We start from the raw sequence: 20,455 nt of genomic DNA on the forward strand, positions 1-20,455 counted from the left end.
ACCGTCAGCGCTGTTCGCAGGTTAACCATAGCGAATTCAGCGTGACAGGTGAGTGAAGCTGGACAAGACAGTCAGGTCACATACAACTTCCATTGGACATGCGCCTTGCCAGGCGACGGTACGACGGGCAGGTCAGACTCCCGGCACAGGGCACATCCGTTGCGCAGCTTAACGAGTGTGGGAAGCCAGCTGCTTGCGACGCTGCGACATATTCGGTCATCGGTAAGCAGGCGTAGGGTTGCGACTTGGGCAACCCGCAACATCCGGCAAAAAAACCGGCTATTTCAAGGCGTGCGAGTACCAGAAATGACTGATATTGCCCGTCAGGTCATGCACTGGGTCTGACACAGGATGCAGCACAAAATTCGCCGCAATGGCACAATTGCCCCTATTACGCCCTACCCCCTACCAGGATTCCCCATGCTGCAGCTGAAAACCGACGCCCTGATGGTCACCCCGTGCGATGACGAAGAGGACAACATGGCGATGCTCTGCTGTCACGGCAAGAACGGCGAAATGTTCATGCTGACCCGCTACCCGGATGAAGACGAAGTGGAGCTGACCTGGGACTACGAGCCATCGACCCTGGATGGGCTGAAGATCACGCTGAGTGACACCACGCTACGGGTCGAGCTGGCGGCGGGTGACGCCGATGCACTGGGCGGCAAGGATCACCTTGAGATCACCCACGCCACAGCCGCGTCGGATCTGGCCGAAGTCGAAGAAACCCTGCAAAACATCCTCAAAGGCACTGGCACCTACGCCCGCGCGTGATGCCTCCCACACAAAAATCCTACAAGTTTTGCCAAAAATACCCGTTACGCCGTTAGTCGCCACCCCCCTCGATGCATTAAAGTAAGCCTCCCAAGCCCGGCGTTTTTGCTCGACCGCCGGGCTCATCTCTCCAGGAACCGTCATCGATGGAACATCGTGAAGCGCTGCTTGCGCTGCGAACCTTTCTTTCTACGCAGATTCTCGGCCAGGAAAAACTCATCGATCGCCTGTTGATCGCGTTGCTCGCCGACGGCCATATGCTGGTGGAAGGCGCGCCGGGCCTGGCCAAGACCAAGGCCATCAAAGAGTTGGCGGAAGGCATCGAAGCGCAGTTCCATCGAATCCAGTTCACCCCCGACCTGTTGCCCGCCGACATCACCGGCACCGAGATCTATCGTCCGGAAACCGGCAGCTTCGTGTTCCAGCAAGGGCCGATCTTCCACAACCTGGTGCTGGCGGACGAAATCAACCGCGCGCCGGCCAAGGTGCAGTCGGCCCTGCTGGAGGCCATGGCCGAGCGCCAGGTCAGCGTCGGGCGCAGCACGTATGACTTGTCGCCGCTGTTCCTGGTGATGGCCACGCAAAACCCCATCGAGCAGGAAGGCACCTACCCGTTGCCCGAGGCCCAACTCGACCGCTTCTTGATGCATGTGAAAATCGGCTTCCCGGACGCCGCCGTCGAGCGACGTATCCTGCAACAGGCCCGCGGCGAAGCCCTCAACGGCGAAACCAAGCCTGAGCGCCGTGTCAGCCAGCAGGCGATCTTCGCCGCGCGCAAGGAAATCCTCGGCCTGTACATGGCTGATGCCGTAGAGGAATACCTGGTGCAACTGGTGATGGCCACCCGCACCCCCGCCAAGTTCGACCTGGAAATGGCCGAATGGATTGCCTACGGCGCCAGCCCCCGCGGCTCCATCGCCCTCGACCGTTGTGCCCGCGCCCATGCCTGGCTGGCCGGTCGCGACTTCGTCAGCCCGGAAGATATCCAGGCGGTGCTGTTCGACGTGTTGCGCCATCGCATCATCCTGTCGTTCGAAGCGGAAGCCGCCGGCATTGACCAGGACCGTGTGGTGCAGCGCATTCTCGACGTCGTTGCCGTCGCTTGAAACCCATGAACGCAAGCGATGGGGTCCGCGTCACGCTCAGCGAGTTGATCGAGATGCGCCATCGCGTGCGCGAAGTGCAGTTGTTTTCCACGCCAAGCCAGCGCAGCCCGCTGATCGGCCTGCATCACTCCAAGCTGCGCGGGCGTGGTGTGGACTTCGACCAGGTGCGCGTGTACCAGGCCGGGGACGACGTGCGCACCATCGACTGGCGTGTGACGGCGCGCACCCAAGAGCCGCACACCAAGTTGTTCCATGAAGAACGCGAGCGACCGATCTTCATCATGGTGGAACAAAGCTGCCGGCTGTTTTTCGGCTCCGGGCAGATGTTCAAGTCGGTGCTGGCCGCACAGGCCGCCAGTCTGATTGGCTGGGCCGCACTGGGGCATAACGACCGTGTGGGCGGCCTGGTGTTCGGCGACAACGAGCACTACGAAATCAAGCCGCGCCGCAGCAAGCAAAGCCTGCTGCAATTGCTCAACCGCCTGGTGCGCGTCAACCAGAGCCTGAGCACCGAAAGCCGCCCCGAAGCCGATGCCCTCGGCATGGCCTTGCGCCGTGGCCGCGAAGTGTTGCGCCCCGGTAGCCTGGTGATTGTGATCTGCGATGAACGCGCGCTGACCGAAGGCGCCGAGCAACAACTCAGCCTATTGTCGCGGCATTGCGACCTGCTGCTGTTGCCGATCTCCGACCCACTCGACCACGCCCTGCCCGCTGCTGGGCTGCTGCGCTTCGCGGAGCGCGGTGCCCAACTGGAACTGGATACGCTGAATTTCGATCTGCGCCAGGCCTACAAGGCCCAGGCCGAAGCCCGCATCGCGCGCTGGGAGCTGCTCGCCCAGAAACTGCGTGTGCTGCTGATGCCCCTGAGCACCCAGAGCGAAATGGTCGAGCAACTGCGCGAATACCTCAACCCGCAACGCCCGGTTAAAAAACAATGAGCAGCCTTGACCAACTGCAGCCGTTGATCGCCCCGCCCGCCGTCGGCTTCTGGCCGCCCGCGCCGGGTTGGTGGCTGTTGCTGCTGGTGCTTCCGCTGCTCGGCTGGGGCCTGTGGTCACTGCGCCGCTTTCTGCCGGCCCGCCGCCCCATCGCCCGCGCCGAACAGCCGCTGGACCCGCTGCGCATCGCCGCCCTGGCAGAGCTTGCGCTAATGCCCAAGCCTTACGATGGCGCGCCCGCCGGCGCCTGGCTGCAACAGCTCAACGGTCTGCTCAAACGGCTGTGTCGCAACGATTATCCCTATAGCCAGAGCCACACCCTCAACGGCCGCAAATGGCTGGCGTTCCTCGATAACCGCTGCCCCGCCGCCGGCCTCACACGCTGGATGGTATTGGTAGAGGGCGCCTACAAACCCGAATGCAAACTAGACGACAAGGCTATCGCCGGCCTGACCCAAGCCGTCGACACCTGGATTCGCAAACATGTTTGAGTTCGCCTGGCCGTGGATCTTCGCCCTGTTGCCCTTGCCGTGGTTGATGCGCCTGGTGCTGCCGGCCGCCGACAGCGGTGAGCCCGCCTTGAAAGTCAGCTACCTCAGCGACCTCGAAGGCCTGGCCCGTCGTCGCGCCCGCATCAACTTGCCCGGTTGGCGCCAACAAGCACCGTTCGTGGTGCTGTGGTTGCTGCTGCTGACCGCCGCCGCACGCCCGGAATGGCTCGGCGAACCGCTGCCGATCGCCGCCAGTGGCCGCGACCTGCTGGTGGCGGTGGACGTGTCCGGCTCCATGGACTTCCCCGATATGCATTGGCAGGGCGAAGACGTGAGTCGCTTGAGCCTGGTCAAGCACCTGCTCGGCGATTTTCTTGAGGGCCGCGAAGGTGATCGGGTTGGCCTGATCCTGTTCGGCAGCCAAGCCTACCTGCAAGCTCCACTGACCTTTGACCGCCGCACCGTGCGCACCTGGCTGGATGAAGCGCGCATCGGCATTGCCGGCAAGAACACCGCGATTGGCGACGCCATCGGCCTGGCCCTGAAACGCCTGCGCCAGCGCCCGGCGCAGAGCCGCGTGCTGATCCTGGTCACTGACGGCGCCAACAACGCCGGGCAGATCGACCCGCTGACTGCCGCGCGCCTCGCCGCTGAAGAAGGGGTAAAAATCTATCCGATCGGCATCGGCGCCGACCCGGAACAAACCGGCTCCCTGGGCATCCTCGGCGTCAACCCGAGCCTGGACCTCGACGAGCCGGCGCTCAAGGCCATCGCCGACGTCACCAGCGGCCAATACTTCCGCGCCCGTGACGGTGAGCAATTGCAAGCGATCAAGGAGACCCTCGACAAACTGGAACCGGTCGAACAGCAACCGACGCAGGCACGCCCGGCCCTGGCGCTGTACAGCGCACCGCTGGCCCTGGCGCTGGTGCTGAGCATGCTGCTGGTGATTCAAGAACGCTGGCCGAACAACGCCCTGCAACGGTTGTTCAACAAATTGTCGAGCAAGGGGATTTTCCTGCAACAACACCCGGAATGGCGCCAACGCCTCAAACGCCTGCGTTTGCGGAGGCGTCGATGATCGACCTGTGGCCGCACTGGTTCCGCCCCGGCTGGTTGTTGCTGCTGCCGTTGCTCGGCTGGTTGCTGTGGCACCTGTGGCACCGGCAAAAGCGCGCCGGGCGCTGGCAGATGATCTTGCCTGCGGCCTTCCATGCCGTGTTGCTCAGGGGTGGAAACGGCCGCGAGAGCAAATCGCCGTGGGTGCTGCTGGGCATTGCCTGGCTGTTGGCCGTGCTGGCGTTGCTCGGCCCAAGCTGGCAGCGTGTTGAGCAGTCGAGCCAGAAGCCTTCCGATCCGTTGGTGGTGTTGCTGGAACTGACCCCGGAAATGCTCGCCACCGACAGCCCGCCTAACCGCCTGGAGCAGGCACGGCGCAAGCTATATGACGTGTTGCAGGCGCGTACCGACGCACAAACCGCCATCGTCGTCTACGCCGGTAGCGCCCACACCCTGGTGCCGCTGTCGGATGACCTGGCCACCAGCCGCAACCTGCTGGACGCCCTGCGCCCCTCGATCATGCCTGAGGCCGGCCATCGCGCCGACCTGGCCGTCGAGAAAGCCCTCGGCCTGCTCAAGCAAGGTGGCCTCGGCCAGGGACGCCTACTGCTGATTGGTTCTTCGCTGTCCAAACAGGAACGCCAGGGCATTCGCCTGCTGCTGCAAAACGCACAATCGCCCACCCTGTCGATCCTCGGCATCGGCAGCCGTGAAGGCACGCCGGTGACCCAGGAAAGCGGTGAATTTCTCAAGGACGAACAAGGCGCGATCCTGGTGCCGCGCCTCGACAGCCCGACGCTCAAGGCCTTCGCCAGTGAAATGGGTGGGCGCTACCGCGCGGCACGCCTGGACGACAAAGACCTGCGCCAACTCGGCGTGCTCGACCCGCCGCAGACCCTGCGCAACGATGGCCAACTGCTGCGCCTGGACACCTGGGCCGACCAGGGTTACTGGCTGCTCCTGCCCCTGTTGCTACTCGCTGCCTGTGCCGGGCGGCGTGGCTGGTTGTTCTGCCTGCCCCTGCTGCTGTTGAGCGCACCACAGCCCAGCTACGCATTCAGCTTGCAGGACCTGTGGCTGCGTCCCGACCAGCAAGGCCAATACCTGCTGAAGAAAAAACGCCCTGCCGAAGCCGCCGAACACTTCGAAGACCCGCAATGGAAAGGCGTGGCGCTTTACGAAGCCGGCAACTACGCCGAGGCTATCAAGCTGTTTGCCGAAGGCAATGACGCCTACTCCCACTACAATCGGGGTAACGCCCTGGCCAGGTCCGGTGAGCTGGAAGCCGCCATCGATGCCTACGAACAGGCCCTCGAAGCCCAGCCCGACCTGCAGCCCGCCCTGAAAAACAAGGCGTTGGTGGAAGCACTGGTGCAGGAACGCGACGAACCGGAACCGACCCAGCCGGCAAAAAACGAAGATGACGAAACCACTCAACCCGGCCAAACTGCGCAACCGGGCGCCAGTGGGCAAAACGCCACGGGGGGCGAGCCGTCGTCCCAGGGCCAGGGCGAATCCGGTACTGACGACACCCAGGCCGGCAGTCCATCGCCAACCCCAGGCAACGAAGTGCCCGGCAGCGAACTGGGCGACGAACAGACCACCACCCCGCCGCTGCGCCCCGACAACGCGAGCCTCGACGGTGAACACCGTCAGGCCCTGGAGCAATGGCTGCAGGAGATCCCGGACAATCCCGGTGAACTGCTGCGCCGCAAATTCTGGTACGAACAGCAACAACATCAGGACAAGACTCGATGAGCCGCCGCACCACCCTACTGCTCCTGCTCGCCCTCTCGGCAGGCCACGCCCAGGCGGCGAACCTGACCGCCAGCGTCGACCGCAGCCGCGTCAACTCCGGGGAAACGGTGGAATTGACGGTGGAGTCCAGCGATGTCACGCAGTTCGGCAAGCCGGACCTGTCGCCGCTGGATGCGCAGTTCGAAGTCAGCGGCACCCGCCAGATCAACCAGCTCACCACCTTGGGCGGCGATAACCACGCCACCACGCGCTGGATCATCACCCTGCTGCCCAAGGAAAACGGCACGGTGGTCATCCCGCCCCTGCAAGTGGGCGATTACAAGACCCAGCCCATCAGCCTGCAAGTGGTCGAAACCGCCAGCCAGAACACCGCCGCCGAGCTGGCGCCGGTGTTTGTCGAGGCCAACCTTGACCAGACCAGTGTCTACGTCCAGGCCCAGGCGCTGTTGACCGTACGCGTCTACCACTCAGTGTCGTTGTACGATGACAGCAGCCTCACCCCCCTGCAGATTGCCGATGCGCGCGTGGAGCAGTTGGGCGAGTCCCGCACCTACGAAAAGGTCATCAACAGTATCCGCCATGGCGTGATCGAGACCCGCTACGCGATCTATCCGCAGCACAGCGGCACCCTGGCGATTCCGGCGCAGACCTTCAGCGCCACGCTGGTGGAGTCGCGCCCACCGCAGGAAAACACCCTGCAAGGCACCAAGCCGGGCAAGCTGATTCACGTCAGCTCTGCGGAGTTACCGCTGGTGGTCAAACCCAAGCCCGCGCTGTATCCCGCCGACGCCCCATGGCTACCGGCACGCAGCCTGACCCTGAGCGAAAACTGGAACCCGGCGCCTGAGCATGTGCAGGTCGGCGACTCCCTGACCCGCAGCCTCACGGTCAAGGCCGAAGGCCTGTCCAGCGCACAACTGCCGGCCCTGCCCAGCACCGACGTCAACGGCCTGCGCCGCTACCCGGACCAACCGGTGCTCGGCAACCAGACCAACGACCGTGGCCTGATCGGCAGCCGTGAAGACCGCGAAGCCCTGGTGCCCACCCTCGCAGGCAGCATGGACCTGCCCGCCGTGGACGTAGTGTGGTGGAACACCCACGAAGATCATCTGGAGCGTACCAGCCTGCCCGCGCGCACCCTGCAAGTGGCGATCAACCCGAGCCTGGCCGTCGACACTCCCGCCACGCCCACGGTGATCACCGCGCCGGATGATGAACGCCTGTGGCTGTGGCAACTGAGCACGTTGCTCTTCGCCTGCACCACCCTGCTGGGTTTTGGCCTGTGGTGGCGCGCACGCCGGCAACCGGCCGTGCAACGTGCCGCGCAAACGGGCCCGAGCCCGCGCACCCTGCTCGATGACCTTAAACGCGCCACCCAGGCCAACGACCCGCAAGCCACCCGCCAGGCCCTCGACGCCTGGGCGCGGCAGCAGCCGGAAACGCTCGCGGACATGGCAGCGCGATTTGTGCCATTGTCGGATGCATTGGATGGCTTGAATGGCGCGCTGTACAGCGAGGGTGGGCATTTCTGGCTGGGTGAGGACTTGTGGCGTGCCGTGAAAGCGATTCCTATAGCTGAACGTGAACTGGACCCGGCGGCGGATACCACCAGTTTGCCGCCGTTGTATCCCAAATAGCCTGCTTCCTCCCACACTGGATCTTGGCCTCCCGCGGGCACCGAATGTGTTTTTGCAGGTAAACTCCCTTCCTTTTCATATTCTCCACGGAGTTCGCCTTGCGTCTGTTTCACACCTCCGACTGGCACCTGGGCCAAAACCTCCATGGCCAGGAACGCGACTTCGAACACGCCTGTTTCCTTGAGTGGCTGCTGGGCCAACTGAAAACCCATCTCCCGGATGTGCTGCTGATCGCCGGCGATATCTTCGACACGGTCAACCCGCCCCTCAAGGCCCAGGAGCGGCTGTATGACTTCATCATCAGCGCCCATGAACAGAACCCCAAGCTGACCATCGTGATGATCGCCGGCAACCACGATTCCGGCTCGCGTATCGAGCTGCCCGCGCCGTTGATGCGGCGCCTGCGTACCCATGCGCTGGGCCGCGTGCTGTGGCTGGATGACGGCCAACTCGACGCCGAACGCCTGCTGATTCCGCTGCCGGATGCCAAAGGCAAGATTGCCGCCTGGTGCCTGGCGTTGCCGTTCCTGCGTCCGGCGGAAGTCACCGGTGCGCACTTGGGTGACGACTACCTGCGCGGCATCGGCCAGGTGCATGAATGGCTGATCGCCGCCGCCAACGCCAAGCGCAAAAAAGGCCAGGCGCTGATTGCCATCAGCCACGCGCACATGGCCGGTGGTTCGGTGTCGGAAGACTCCGAGCGCAGCCTGATCATCGGCAATGCCGAGGCGCTGCCGGCCAGCCTGTTCGATAGAAGTGTCGCCTACGTTGCCCTCGGCCATTTGCACAAGCCGCAAAAGGTCAATGGCGAAGAACGCATTCGCTACAGCGGCTCGCCGATTCCGCTGTCGTTTTCCGAAATCGGCTATAAACACCAGATTCTCGACGTGACGTTTCAGGGCCAATGCCTGGTGAGTGTCGAACCGCTGCTGATCCCCCGCTCGGTCGACCTGCAACGCCTGGAAGCCGCGCCCCTGGCCGATATCCTCAAGGCCTTGGCCGAGTTGCCGGATATCGACCTGCTTGCCGAAACCCAGCGCCACCCCTGGCTCGAAGTTCGCGTACGCCTGGATGAACCACAACCCGATCTGCGTCAGCAGATCGAAAGCGCCCTGCAAGGCAAGGCCGTGCGCCTGGTGCGCATCGCCGCCGAATACGCCGGTACCGGCAGCCGTGAGGACGAAGGCGACGACCGCCTGATCGATCTCGACCAGCTCACGCCCCAGGAATTGTTCAGCCGCGCCTGGCAGGACAGTTATGGCAGTGACGTGGATGAACAGACCTTGAAGGACTTCGCCGTGCTGCTCCAGGAAGTGCAACAGGAGGGCGAACAGCCATGAAGATCCTCGCCATCCGCCTGAAAAACCTCGCCTCCCTGGCGGGCCCGTTTGAGATCGACTTCACCGCCGAGCCGCTGGCCAGTGCCGGTTTGTTCGCGATTACCGGGCCGACCGGCGCCGGTAAAAGTACCCTGCTCGATGCCTTGTGCCTGGCACTGTTTGGCGCGGTGCCGCGCCTGGGCGATACCGGCCAGGCGAAGATGCCGGATGCCGACAGCGACATTTCCATTGGTGACCCGCGCACCTTGCTGCGGCGTGGCACCGGTGGCGGTTATGCCGAGGTGGACTTCGTCGGCGTCAGTGGCCGTCGCTACCGCGCACGCTGGGAAGCCAACCGCGCACGGGACAAAGCCAGCGGCAAATTGCAGAACAGCCGCCAAAGCCTGATCGACCTGGACAGTGACCAACTGCTGGCCAGCCAGAAAACCGAATACAAGACCCAACTGGAACTGGCCCTGGGCCTGAACTTCGAACAGTTCACCCGTGCCGTGTTGCTCGCTCAAAGTGAGTTCAGCGCCTTTCTCAAGGCCAACGACAATGAGCGCAGCGAACTGCTGGAAAAACTCACCGACACAGCCCTTTACACCCAGCTCGGTCGGCGCGCGTTCGACAAGGCCAAAGAGGCCAGGGAAGCGCATAAACAGCTACAGGACCAGGCGACCGGTGTGGTGCCGCTGGCCGCCGAAGCCCGTGCCGAACTGGATCAGCAATTCGACGCGGCGCAACAACACCTCAAGACCCAGCAAGCCCAGCTCAAGCAGCTGGAGTTGCAGCACACCTGGCTCAAGGAACTGCGCGAATGGCAAGAGCGCCAACTCGCCGCTACCGAACAGCTACAGCGGGCGCAGGCCGAGTGGGATAACCAGGGCCAGCAACGTGACGACCTGAGCCGCCTGGATCAGTTGGCGCCACAGCGTCACCAGTTTGCGCGCCAGGCAGAGCTGAGCACCCTGCTTGCGCCGCTGGCCGCGCAGATCCAGTTGCATCGCCAACAACAAGGCGAACTGCATACTCGCCAGGAACAGGCCCAACAACAGCAAGCCAGCGCGCAAACCGCATTGGCGCAAGCCCTGAAAAACCAGGCTGATGCCGTGCCTTTGCTGCGCCAGGCGTTCGAAGAACAGAGCACCCTCGCCCACTTGACCAAAGAGTTGGCAAAGCGCATCGAGGACAAACAGCAACACGAAAGCGCCTGCATCGACGGCCAGGCCCAGCTCACTGGCCTGCTGGAAAAACAGAACCAGGTCGCCGAACGCTTGCAACGCCTGAGCACCGAGCTTGACCGCAGCGCGGCGCTGGCACCGCTCAGCGACGCCTGGACCGCCTACCGCGACCGCTTGCAACAGTTGATGCTGATAGGCAACCGCCTGAATAAAGGCCAAACCGAACTGCCGCAGTTGGAGCAACGTGCGACCAGCGCCGCCGAACAGTTCACCCAGCAACGCGAAGCCTTGGACCTGCTGTATCAGGAGGCCGGTGCCGAGCCTCACGCCGTGGCCGAGCAGATCCAACTGCTGGCCAGCCTGCTGCAAGACAATCGCAAACAGCAGCGCGCGTTCGAAGATCTGACACGCCTGTGGGACAACCAGCAGCAGTTGGACCAACAAGCCGCTACCTTGACGCAAAAGCTCACCGATGCCCAACAGCAGCGCGAGCAGTTGAACCAGGCCGGCCTGCAAACCAAGGCAGAGCTGAGCGTTGCCGAACAGACGCTAAGCGTGACCAAACAGCTGCTGGAACGCCAGCGCCTGGCCCGCAGCGCCAGCGTCGAAGAGTTGCGCGAGCAGTTGCAGGACGACCAGCCCTGCCCGGTGTGCGGTAGCCACGAACATCCGTACCACCAGCCCGAAGCCCTGTTGCAAAGCCTCGGTCGTCATGACGAAAACGAAGAAGCCGCGGCGCAGAAAGCGGTCGATACACTCAAGGAAAAGCTCACCGAGTTGCGTGGCGAAGTGGGCGGTTTGATCGCCCAGCAGAAGGAATACCTGCAACAGCAGGAACACCTGGCGACGCAACAGCAAGCACTCAAGCCGAGCCTGGATGCACACCCGCTGTACGCGTCGTTGCTCAACCAGGAAACTGCGAAACGCAGCGCCTGGCTCGAACAGCAACTGGGCCAACTGACCCAGCGCATCAGCCAGGACGAACAACGCCAAGGCGCCCTGCTTAATCTGCAACAAAACGCCGGGCGCCTGCAGCAGCAGTTGCAAGCCGCCCAGGACGCGAGCCAGCAGGCCCGTCAATTGTTGGTCGACCAGCAACGCGAGCTGGCCGGTGACCGCGAACGCCTCGACCAGGAATTGAGCGCCTTCGCCAACCTGCTGCCCGCGGACACCCTGGAAGGTCTGCGCGCCGAGCCGGCCGCCACCTTCATGCAGCTGGACCAGCAGGTCAACCAGCGCCTGGAACAGCTGGGCCATCAACGCGATGAGCTGGCTGAGCAACAAGATCGCCAACAGGCGATCGAGAAGGAACAGACTCACCAGCAACATCGCCAGCAACAACTCGACGCCCTGCTCCAGCAGGTCAACGAGCTGGCGAGCCAACAGCAAACGGCCCAGGCAAAACTCAGCGCGTTACTGGGCGAGCACTCCAGCGCCGAACACTGGCAGCAGCAGCTGGAACAGGCCGTGACCCAGTCACGTCAAAGCGAAACCGACGCAAACAAACAGCTGCAAGAGATCCACAATGCACTGATCGAACTGGCCGCCGACCTCAAGGCCCAGCAGGAACGCGAACACGCGTTGCAGGCCGAACACCATGCCCTCGCCACGCGCATCAGCGAATGGCGTGCCCTGCACCCGGAACTCGATGACGCAGGGCTTAGCCATTTGCTGGCCTACGATGACGCCCAGGTCAGCCAATTGCGCCAACAGTTGCAGCTCAGCGAAAAAGCCGTCGAACAGGCCAAGGTGCTGCTGCAAGAACGCGAACAGCGCCTCGCCGACCACCAGGCCCTGCACAATGGCAATCTTGAGGCCCAAGCCTTGGACAGCGCCCTGGCAACGCTCAACCAGCAATTGGCCGAAGGCGAGAAAATCTGCGCCGAACTGCGCGCACGGCAGTCCGAAGACCAGCGCCGCCAGGAGGCCAACCAGGCCTTCGCCGAGCACATCGCCAAAGCCTATGACGAGTGGCAACGCTGGGCACGCCTGAACGCGCTGATCGGCTCGGCCACCGGCGACACCTTCCGCAAGATCGCCCAGGCCTACAACCTCGACCTGTTGGTGCACCACGCCAACGTGCAACTGCGTCAGTTGGTGCGGCGTTACCGCCTCAAGCGTGGCGGCAGCATGCTTGGCCTGTTGGTGATGGACACGGAAATGGGCGATGAATTGCGCTCGGTGCATTCGTTGTCCGGCGGCGAAACCTTCCTGGTGTCCCTGGCGCTGGCCTTGGGCCTGGCGTCGATGGCTTCCAGCACGTTGAAGATCGAGTCACTGTTTATCGATGAGGGCTTCGGCAGCCTCGACCCGGAATCGTTGCAATTGGCGATGGATGCGCTGGATGGCTTGCAGGCTCAAGGCCGTAAGGTTGCGGTGATCTCCCACGTACAGGAAATGCACGAACGCATTCCTGTGCAGATTCAGGTCAAGCGCCAGGGCAATGGCTTGAGCACCCTGGAGGTCAAATGAGCGAGGCGCTGCTGTATTCATTCCGGCGCTGCCCCTATGCCATGCGTGCGCGGCTGGCCTTGCGCTACAGCGGCGTGCCCGTGCGCATCATTGAAGTCAGCCTGAAGGCCAAGCCGGCCGAGATGCTGGCGCTGTCGCCCAAGGGCACGGTGCCGGTGTTGAGTGTGGCGGGCGAGGTGATCGAGGAAAGCCTGGCCATCATGCAATGGGCGCTGGCGCAGCATGATCCGCAGGATTGGTTACTGCAGGGTGATCCGGCGGTGCTGGCGCTTGTTGCCGAGAATGACCAAGGCTTCAAGTATCACCTGGATCGATACAAGTACGCCGAACGCTACCCGGAACTGCCGATGGAACACTATCGGGCCGAGGGCGAAGTATTTTTGCGCAAGCTTGAAGCATTACTGGCGGGCCGCGCCTATTTGCTGGCGGATCATCCAAGCCTGGCGGACATGGCCCTGGCGCCGTTCGTGCGGCAGTTTGCCCATGTGGATCGGGACTGGTTTGCCAGTGCCCCGTACCCCCGCTTGCAGCATTGGCTGGAGCGATTTCTGCAATCGCCGCTGTTTGTCGCGGTGATGGCGAAGGTTTAGCCCTGGGCCAAATCCAACAAGCGCTCGCGGGCAATCTCAGGCTCACTGTCTACCCCCTGCACGGAAGACAGGATGGGCGCGGAATAGAGGGCCAGTATGAGTGCGGCGAGTCGGATTGCCATGCTGTCGATTCCATGAAGAAAAGCGTCAAAAGTTGAGCGTCAAATTTAAACACATGGCAATGTGATATCAATCATTTTTCTTCCACGCCTGCACAAACGCCAAACCACTCGAACGAGCCAGGCTTCGTTCCAGTGGTTTGGCGTCTGCGGGTGTGCAGGTTATTGCTGGGTTTTGTGATCGAGTGCGGCGTAGAAGTTGGCGCTTTGTTGCAGGTATTTCTGGGTGTAGGCACTGGTGCTGGATTTTTTGCCGGTGACTTCCACGCTGGCTGCTGCTGGCAGCGCAACAGTGGCGGAAACAGCGGAAGCGGCGATGATGGAGAAGAGATTCAAATTCATGTCGGTAACCCTTGTGTGCGTTTGATTGAGTGGCCGGGGAAGGCCTTGGAACCAAACTTACGCCCGAGGGCTAAGCCTTAGAAATGCTTTGAAACAGTAGCCGCTATTAATAGAATTAATACAAAGGCTCAGGCCCCGCATCGCGGGGCCTGTGGCTTATTGACGCACCAGGAACTTGAGGTCACTGGGCGCATCGATCGGCATTTTCTGCACGGTTTTACCCAGCAGGCCGGTCTTGGGGTCGCGTTCGACCACCACGATTTCATTGCTTTTCTGGTTGGCGATCAACAAAAACCGCCCGCTCGGGTCCAGGCTGAACTCGCGCGGGTGGTCGCCTTCCACGGGACGGCGTTGCAGCTCCTTGAGGTGCGCGGTGGCCGGGTCGATGCTGAACACCAGCAGTTGGTTGGCCGTACCACGGTTGCTCACGTAGAGGAACTTGCCATCACTGGACGCATGCAACGCGGCGCCGGCCTTGTCCGACACCGGCTGCCCGGCGGCGAAGTCCACCAGCTGGGTCTGGGTCAATTGGCCGTCCTTGTAATCAAACACCGCCACCTGTGCGCTCATCTCGGTGGTCAACCACGCATGCTTGCCATCTGCACTGAACAGCAGGTGCCGTGGGCCACTGCCGGGTGGCAGTTGCACCGAGGCCGGGCTGGCCGGCGCCAAGGGCTGTTCAGGGTTGGCCTTGGGGTCGTAGTGGTAGGCAAACACCTTGTCTGCGCCCAGGTCCTGGACGAACACGTATTGGCCATCTGGCGACGACACTACCGAGTGCACATGGTTGGACGCCTGCCGCTCTGGGTTCACACGGCTGGACGGATGCCCGCTCAGTTGCACGGGAGCTGATAGCTTGCCCGTCGCATCGACCGGCAGGGCCGCCAGGCTGCCACCCGGGTCTTCGAGTACCGAATAGTTGGCGACAAACACATAGCGCCCGTCAGCGGCGACGCTGGAGTGGGTCGGCTCGTTGCCGAGGCTCTGCACCTGATTGATCAAGGTGAGCTGGTAATTCTGCGGATCGATGCTGTAGCTGCTGACGCGACCGACCGGGTCGTTCTGGCCGGGGCCGTTTTCGTTGACCACGAACAGGTGTTTCTGGTCCTTGGAGACCGTCAGCCACGACGGGTTGGCAGCCTTCGCGGCCAGTACCGGCTTGCCACTGAACTGACCGGTCCGGCTATTGAACTGCAGGCGATAGATCCCTTCGCTGCTGCCCGCGGTGTAGCTACCCACCAGCAACTCGTAAGTCTCGGCCGGCGCGGCCTGCACCGACATCGCACCGACACTGCCCGCCATCAGCAGGGGCCAGAATTTACGCATCATCATCCGCTTGCTCCTCGTTGTTATTGTTGCCGGTGAACGCACTCATGCAGATCAGGCGGTGCTCGCCCGACTCACCGGTAAGGGTCCAGCTTTGCAAGGTGTCATCGAAGGTAGCTGCCTGGACTTGCTCCAGGCTGAAGCACCAGCGTTTTTCCGCGCGGCCGTCCATGGCGATGATCAGCAGTTTCTCTTTATCGAGCACGAAGTCGAAGGCATGCAGCCCATCGATTTCAAGCATGTCGGAAGCTTCAAGGACGGCAGGCAAATTATCAGTCATCACAGTCTTTCATCAGGTTCAAAGGGCTAATCATAGGCGAGTTTGCCGCCAGGGCCTAAACCATAACGGGCTACCACCGGGTCGCGGCGCTGCGCATTACCTTGCTTGGGCATGTCCTATCCCGCGTAAAGGAATACCCATGACAGACCCCAACACCCCACCTGCCGCACACCCGACCCGACAAGCGGTTGAGGCCCAGTTTCGCACCCGCCCGACGTTACGCTCAGTCACCGCGCAGATGCTGACCACCCACTTGAAAGAACACTACCCGCCGCTGGCGCATCCCGTCGGTGAACTGCGACTGGCCGTACCGCGGGACGGCGGTGGCCGCGCCCTATTGCCGCTGCTGGAGGTGACGCTGGGCTACATGGCCGATGGCAGTTTCCCGGACTTGTCTGCGCGCAACAACCTGGATTGCTACCTGGCCGATGCCACCGGCGCCCGCCTCACCTTTCAAGGCAATGGTGCTCGCGATTATGACCTGGCGGTGATCGAAGCTGTCATCCGGGAGCTGCCGACACTACTGTTCATCGGCTTCCAAGACGCGCTGGCAACCTACTGGAGCCAGGACAGCGATGCCGGCGGCAGTCGCTGGCAATGGTTGGCCAAGGTCCTGCAAGGCTCGCTGCTGGATTCGGCGATTGGCCAGGCCGGCGCCGCGATGCCCGCACTGAAAACCCTGGCCACGCTGGCCCGCTACCCCGACCGCGCCACCCGTGCACGCCGGCCAGGGCGTGAGGGCGCGGTACACGCCTATACCCTGGAAACGCATCTGGACCAGGCTCGCAGCCGACTCACCCTGCAAGCCATCGACCTCCTGGTGGTCTGCCAGGCGCAGGTGTTGCTGTGTCGCGTATCGGGAGAAATCGAGGCATACGCCGACCTCGATGCCTTCGGCCAGGCATGGGGTGCAAGCATGCAACAACGTTACGGCGCCGACAGGATCACCTGGCAGCAGTACGAGCCCGACGGCAATATTTTCGAGGTGCAAGCCGCACTGATCATCAACCAGCAATTGGATAACCTGGCCGCGATTGAATTGCCCGGCACATCCAGCGTGCAAGCCCTGGAGGACTTGTTTGCCACGGCCACCGACCCGGCGCTCTTGTTCAGCGCCTCATCCAGCACCCCACGGACCACCTTGGCCTCGATCCAGGCAGGCTTGCCTGGCTGGCTGCAGCGCGCCAGCACCGCCGACCGTCTGGCCTATCATCAGTGCCTGCTGGAGCAAGCCGGTATACGCCGACTGACCCTGGGTGACTCAGACTTCGCTGGCGTAGAAACGCTGCGCAGTTATGCCACCGAGCACTTGAATCACCAACTGTGCCTGGACCGCGCGCAGGCGCTCGGCGGCCGACGTCATTGCGATGACGCTGCGCGCGTAGCCGGGTACAACGCAGATGACCTGGAACTGACCTTCCACGTCCCGGTCGGCACACTGGCCGGTGGCTACGTCGAACCGGTCTGCATAAGCCTGGTCGATCTGGCCCTGCAAAACCTGTCGGGTGCGCCCAAAGGCCGTATGACACTGCGCCATCGCGCGGGTCGTGAACTCGAAGCCTGGTTGACCGACGATTACATCCGCCAATTGGTGCAGCGTGTCGACATCGGCCAAAACTACCCTCGTTACCTACGCCAGGCGCTGATGAGCGATACCGACGTCGCGCGAAAACGCCAACGCCTGTTCGAACAGCAGCGCCCGGTTCATCTGAAAACACAGGCGCTGGAACACAAGATCAAAGGACAGGCGGGCCTGACCCATCGCGGTGTTCGTTGTGTGAGTGCCGTGCTCGACCCCGAGCCATTGGCGCAGCAGGTCGACGATGACGCCATTGTCATCCGCGCCTTGGCCTTCCTGCGCAAGCCCGGCGCCACGGCCGACGTCGTACAGAATATGTTCATCATCGAACCCCGCGATACACAGCGAGGGCCGCACGTGCTGTATCGGCCCGCCTATCGCGACGCACTGCTGGAGTTTGCCAATCGCGACAGCCTGCTGGCAGCCATCGCAGTGCCGGGCGCGCTGCAGGACAGCGTCTTGACTTGGCTGCCGGAGACCGCGAGAGCCATCTATAGCAACGGCGGATTCACACAGCCTCACATTGTCAGAGTCGGCATGGGCTCGGAATTCGCCCCGTTGCCCAGCGTTCCCGAGCCTGCACAATTGGCTGGCGCTGGTGACGAGAGCAGCGATGAAATCCTCCAGGCGCTGAACAATGGGCGCCTGATGGAGTACCTGTTCGGCAGTGAAACCCGGCAGTTGCTGGACCAGGCCGAACGCGCATCGACGTCCAACAGGGAAAGTCGCTGGGCACTGATAATCGAAGGCATGCAACTGGGGTTCAACACGCTGTTGATGGCCGTACGCGGGCCGCTGGCGGCCGTCGGCTGGCTGATGCAACTGGTACAAAGCCTCACGCAGGACGTGTCGGCCCTGGAGAGCCATGACCCGACGGCAAGGGAGTTGGCTTGGGTTGACCTGCTGCAGAACATCGCCATGCTGCTGTTGCACCATGGCTCGGTGACTGTGGCACCCGACATCGCGGCGCCGGATACACAGGTCATGACGCGCCAGCCTTTCAGACGCAAGCCGGCTGGCTCACCGCTGGCGCGAACGGTCCTGATTGAACACGGCAAGATTGGCGTGCCTTCCGAACCGCCCGGTGGAGGCCGTACGCTGCTGGACTTTGACCAATCGGTGGCCGGTGATGCGGCCGCGAGCAAGCTGTTGAACACGCTGCGCGCGGTCAACATTGCCTGGCCTACGCCGCTGCCGAACCCGATCAGCATCGGCCCTCACCAAGGGTTGTACAGGATCGACGGCCTATGGCATGCCTCGGTCGGCGGCCTGTTGTTCAGGGTCAGCATTACGCCGGGGTTTGGCGAGGTCTTCATCATTCACCCGCAGAAACCCGACCACCCAGGCATCAAGCTGAAAACCGACGGCAAGGGGCATTGGACATTGGACCGTGGCCTGAAACTGCTAGGCGGTGGTCCCAAGCGGATGGCGAGTTTGCGTGAGGAAAACCAACGTAGAAAAGCCGAACTCATCGCGCGCGGGGAAGCACTCAATTCAGAAATCAACGTCTTGATGCCGCCGTTCCTGGCAACAATGGATCAAATGCTGAGCGCCCTCACAGCCTTGAAGAACCAACGCAAAACCGTGCGATTGATCTGGGATCTTCTGCAAAAAGCCACTTCCCGACAAAAACCGGCATTGGCCGAACGCCATCAGAGGGAAACCCTGGAGCACCAGACGCGGCGCACCGAGTTTCAGATCCTGTTGCAAAACCTGGAAGATCAGTTTGCCCAGTCACTGTCCCCACGCCTGGAAATGGTCAAAGTGGGCAAAGAACTCGAACGGGTCGGGGGCGCCGGTACGCATGTACAGGAGCGGGCCAGAATCCTGGCAACCATTTGGGATCAACAGTTGGCCATCCACACGCTGCTGTTGGACCGGTTGAACGCCATGCGTTTTTCCAGGGCGGGTGAGCCCATGGAGCACATGGCACGCAGGATGTTTATCGATAATCTGTTGGAAGATTTCACGGTCTATGAGGAATACATCAGCAACACCGTTGAATCGGCAAACATCCGCCAGCACATGGCCGAGGTCTCCACGGCCATGGAGCAGACCCTCGAACAGCTGGCGCAAGACTCGGTGGCGGGGCGCGCCATACGCCAGGAAAAGCTGTCTCGGATCCAGTTCCCGCAGAACTTTTTTGCCGACAACCTGAAGCTCAATACGCTGAGTTATCTCACCGCCGCCAGCCTTGATAAGACCCATACGTCGGTGGTGCCCCTGGAACGGTTTTACCTCGATCGCCTCGAACAAACCGACCTGTTTGAAACGCTGCAGTCTCACATCGATGTGCGCAGTGGCGCCGAGTACCCGCTTGCCGATCAGCGGGACGTGTATGAAACCGTCCTCAACGAGTACCGCCGTTATGAGGAGGGCATTCGTGCGCTCAAGATCATCAATCCACGCTGCCTGCGCCCGGAGGCCGAGCGCTTGCTGACAGGCCTTGAATATGCCCAGGCCCTGGCGCAAACCGAATTGGAAGGCGTGGTGAGCAAGCAGGAAGCGCTGGACGTCGAATTACCCTTGTCCAAGACGCTGCGCCCCAAGCCGGCCTCCAAACGGGTATTCAAAACGCGCAAGAAGAAATACCTGGTTGGGGACCTCAAGCAGACCAATGCGCAACAGCTTGAAGAGCAGTTCACCATCGTCGATACGCCGACCGGCGAAACCATTGCCACCTTCAACCGGCATGAAGACGGTTGGGAGGCCACCTCCGACACGCCCGCAGCCTCGGCAGAGCCCGCGCCCACGGGTCGATCGCTGGCGACAATCAAAGGCTTGGCCCTGGCGTTGGTCAACGAACGCAAAGGCATTGGTCAACTGATAGAAGCCGAGCAGAAAAAACTCGATTCCGCCCTCACCCGCCAACACGTTGACCCCGGCAACTGGAATGAACTGCTCACCGGGCAAGCTGCAAAACTCACCGCATTGGCCGATGAATTGCTACGCGAACACCTTGAGCAAAAACCGGCGGTACAGCGCCTGATCGATGAATACAGGGACGAAGCGCGGGACATGACCCGGCAGGCAGAGCGTTTATGCAGTAATGCGTATAAGCGCCAATGGCCAACACAGGAGAGCCTCAATTATCTATGGGAACACAACCAGATCGACATCAACCTGACCAGCGTGGCCGACCTGCAACGTCCGACCCTCAGCGGCGACTTCTTCACCGAATACGCCGTGTATGACAAGGCAAAAAAACCGCCGGTGGTGTTGTGGTATGCGCACTTTCACTACGCCAGCGCCGACGCCCCGCCCGCGCACTACACGCGGGCGCACCTGAAGTTGGCGGAACAGCGTAAATACACACAGAAGGATTTGCTCAAGGAACACGTGCAGGCCCATTTGCGCCAGCAGCCGGAACCGTCCGCCGTGCCGCTCAGGCGGGTTCTCTACGTACTGATCACCCCGCCGGTGGACCAGATATTCCTGAAGATCGTGCAGGCCCCACGCCCCCGTCAGTGACAACCGAGCG

15 protein-coding genes are annotated in these 20,455 nt (G+C 62.2%); 11 read left to right on the plus strand and 4 right to left on the minus strand.

Features of this window, described 5'->3' with window-relative positions; genetic code table 11:
* Positions 1–420 precede the first annotated feature (420 nt).
* From BMZ57_RS24895 to BMZ57_RS24940, 10 genes are all read left to right on the plus strand, one after another.
* Positions 421–774, plus strand: a complete 354-nt coding sequence (locus BMZ57_RS24895; protein WP_021491557.1) for a hypothetical protein — start codon at positions 421–423, stop codon at positions 772–774.
* Between the two features lie 146 nt (positions 775–920).
* The gene (locus BMZ57_RS24900; RefSeq protein WP_010210043.1) at positions 921–1,880 is read left to right on the plus strand and encodes an AAA family ATPase; all 960 of its coding nucleotides are present in this window, start codon (positions 921–923) and stop codon (positions 1,878–1,880) included.
* Positions 1,881–1,885: 5 nt separating this feature from the next.
* A complete protein-coding gene (locus BMZ57_RS24905) occupies positions 1,886–2,818 on the plus strand; it encodes a DUF58 domain-containing protein (RefSeq protein WP_069673401.1) in 933 nt (310 codons plus the stop codon).
* Complete coding sequence (locus BMZ57_RS24910) at positions 2,815–3,309, plus strand: DUF4381 domain-containing protein (RefSeq protein WP_010210039.1); 495 nt, start codon at positions 2,815–2,817, stop codon at positions 3,307–3,309. Before BMZ57_RS24905 ends, BMZ57_RS24910 begins: the two co-directional genes overlap by 4 nt.
* Positions 3,302–4,390 (plus strand): vWA domain-containing protein, encoded by a 1,089-nt coding sequence (locus BMZ57_RS24915; protein WP_021491559.1) that lies wholly within the window; start codon positions 3,302–3,304, stop codon positions 4,388–4,390. The genes BMZ57_RS24910 and BMZ57_RS24915 overlap by 8 nt, the downstream gene beginning before the upstream one ends.
* The gene (locus tag BMZ57_RS24920; protein WP_045792024.1) at positions 4,387–6,126 is read left to right on the plus strand and encodes a tetratricopeptide repeat protein; all 1,740 of its coding nucleotides are present in this window, start codon (positions 4,387–4,389) and stop codon (positions 6,124–6,126) included. Before BMZ57_RS24915 ends, BMZ57_RS24920 begins: the two co-directional genes overlap by 4 nt.
* Positions 6,123–7,763 (plus strand): BatD family protein, encoded by a 1,641-nt coding sequence (locus BMZ57_RS24925; protein ID WP_010210033.1) that lies wholly within the window; start codon positions 6,123–6,125, stop codon positions 7,761–7,763. The genes BMZ57_RS24920 and BMZ57_RS24925 overlap by 4 nt, the downstream gene beginning before the upstream one ends.
* Positions 7,764–7,861: 98 nt before the next feature.
* On the plus strand, positions 7,862–9,103 hold the full coding sequence (locus BMZ57_RS24930) for an exonuclease SbcCD subunit D C-terminal domain-containing protein (protein WP_038453299.1): 1,242 nt from the start codon (positions 7,862–7,864) through the stop codon (positions 9,101–9,103).
* The gene (locus BMZ57_RS24935) at positions 9,100–12,738 is read left to right on the plus strand and encodes an AAA family ATPase (RefSeq protein ID WP_069673400.1); all 3,639 of its coding nucleotides are present in this window, start codon (positions 9,100–9,102) and stop codon (positions 12,736–12,738) included. Before BMZ57_RS24930 ends, BMZ57_RS24935 begins: the two co-directional genes overlap by 4 nt.
* Entirely contained in the window at positions 12,735–13,328 is a 594-nt protein-coding gene (locus BMZ57_RS24940) for a glutathione S-transferase (protein ID WP_010210029.1), read from the plus strand. Before BMZ57_RS24935 ends, BMZ57_RS24940 begins: the two co-directional genes overlap by 4 nt.
* On the opposite strand, the gene BMZ57_RS30025 is transcribed toward BMZ57_RS24940, so the two are convergent.
* The 4 genes from BMZ57_RS30025 to BMZ57_RS24955 form a co-directional block, all read right to left on the minus strand.
* On the minus strand, positions 13,325–13,450 hold the full coding sequence (locus tag BMZ57_RS30025; RefSeq protein ID WP_021491563.1) for a hypothetical protein: 126 nt from the start codon (positions 13,448–13,450) through the stop codon (positions 13,325–13,327). The genes BMZ57_RS24940 and BMZ57_RS30025 overlap by 4 nt on opposite strands.
* 159 nt (positions 13,451–13,609) lie before the next feature.
* Positions 13,610–13,789 (minus strand): hypothetical protein, encoded by a 180-nt coding sequence (locus BMZ57_RS24945; RefSeq protein ID WP_010210027.1) that lies wholly within the window; start codon positions 13,787–13,789, stop codon positions 13,610–13,612.
* A gap of 156 nt (positions 13,790–13,945) precedes the next feature.
* Positions 13,946–15,121 carry a lactonase family protein gene (locus BMZ57_RS24950; protein WP_010210026.1) on the minus strand — a complete coding sequence of 392 codons (1,176 nt, stop codon included), beginning with the start codon at positions 15,119–15,121 and terminating at the stop codon, positions 13,946–13,948.
* Positions 15,108–15,395, minus strand: a complete 288-nt coding sequence (locus BMZ57_RS24955; protein ID WP_010210024.1) for a DUF5629 family protein — start codon at positions 15,393–15,395, stop codon at positions 15,108–15,110. Before BMZ57_RS24955 ends, BMZ57_RS24950 begins: the two co-directional genes overlap by 14 nt.
* Before the next feature lie 139 nt (positions 15,396–15,534).
* On the opposite strand from BMZ57_RS24955, the gene BMZ57_RS24960 reads away from it, so the two are divergent.
* On the plus strand, positions 15,535–20,445 hold the full coding sequence (locus tag BMZ57_RS24960; protein ID WP_069673399.1) for a dermonecrotic toxin domain-containing protein: 4,911 nt from the start codon (positions 15,535–15,537) through the stop codon (positions 20,443–20,445).
* Positions 20,446–20,455 lie beyond the last annotated feature (10 nt).

The organism is Pseudomonas simiae (assembly GCF_900111895.1).
In the GTDB taxonomy this organism is placed as follows: Bacteria; Pseudomonadota; Gammaproteobacteria; order Pseudomonadales; family Pseudomonadaceae; genus Aquipseudomonas; species Aquipseudomonas simiae.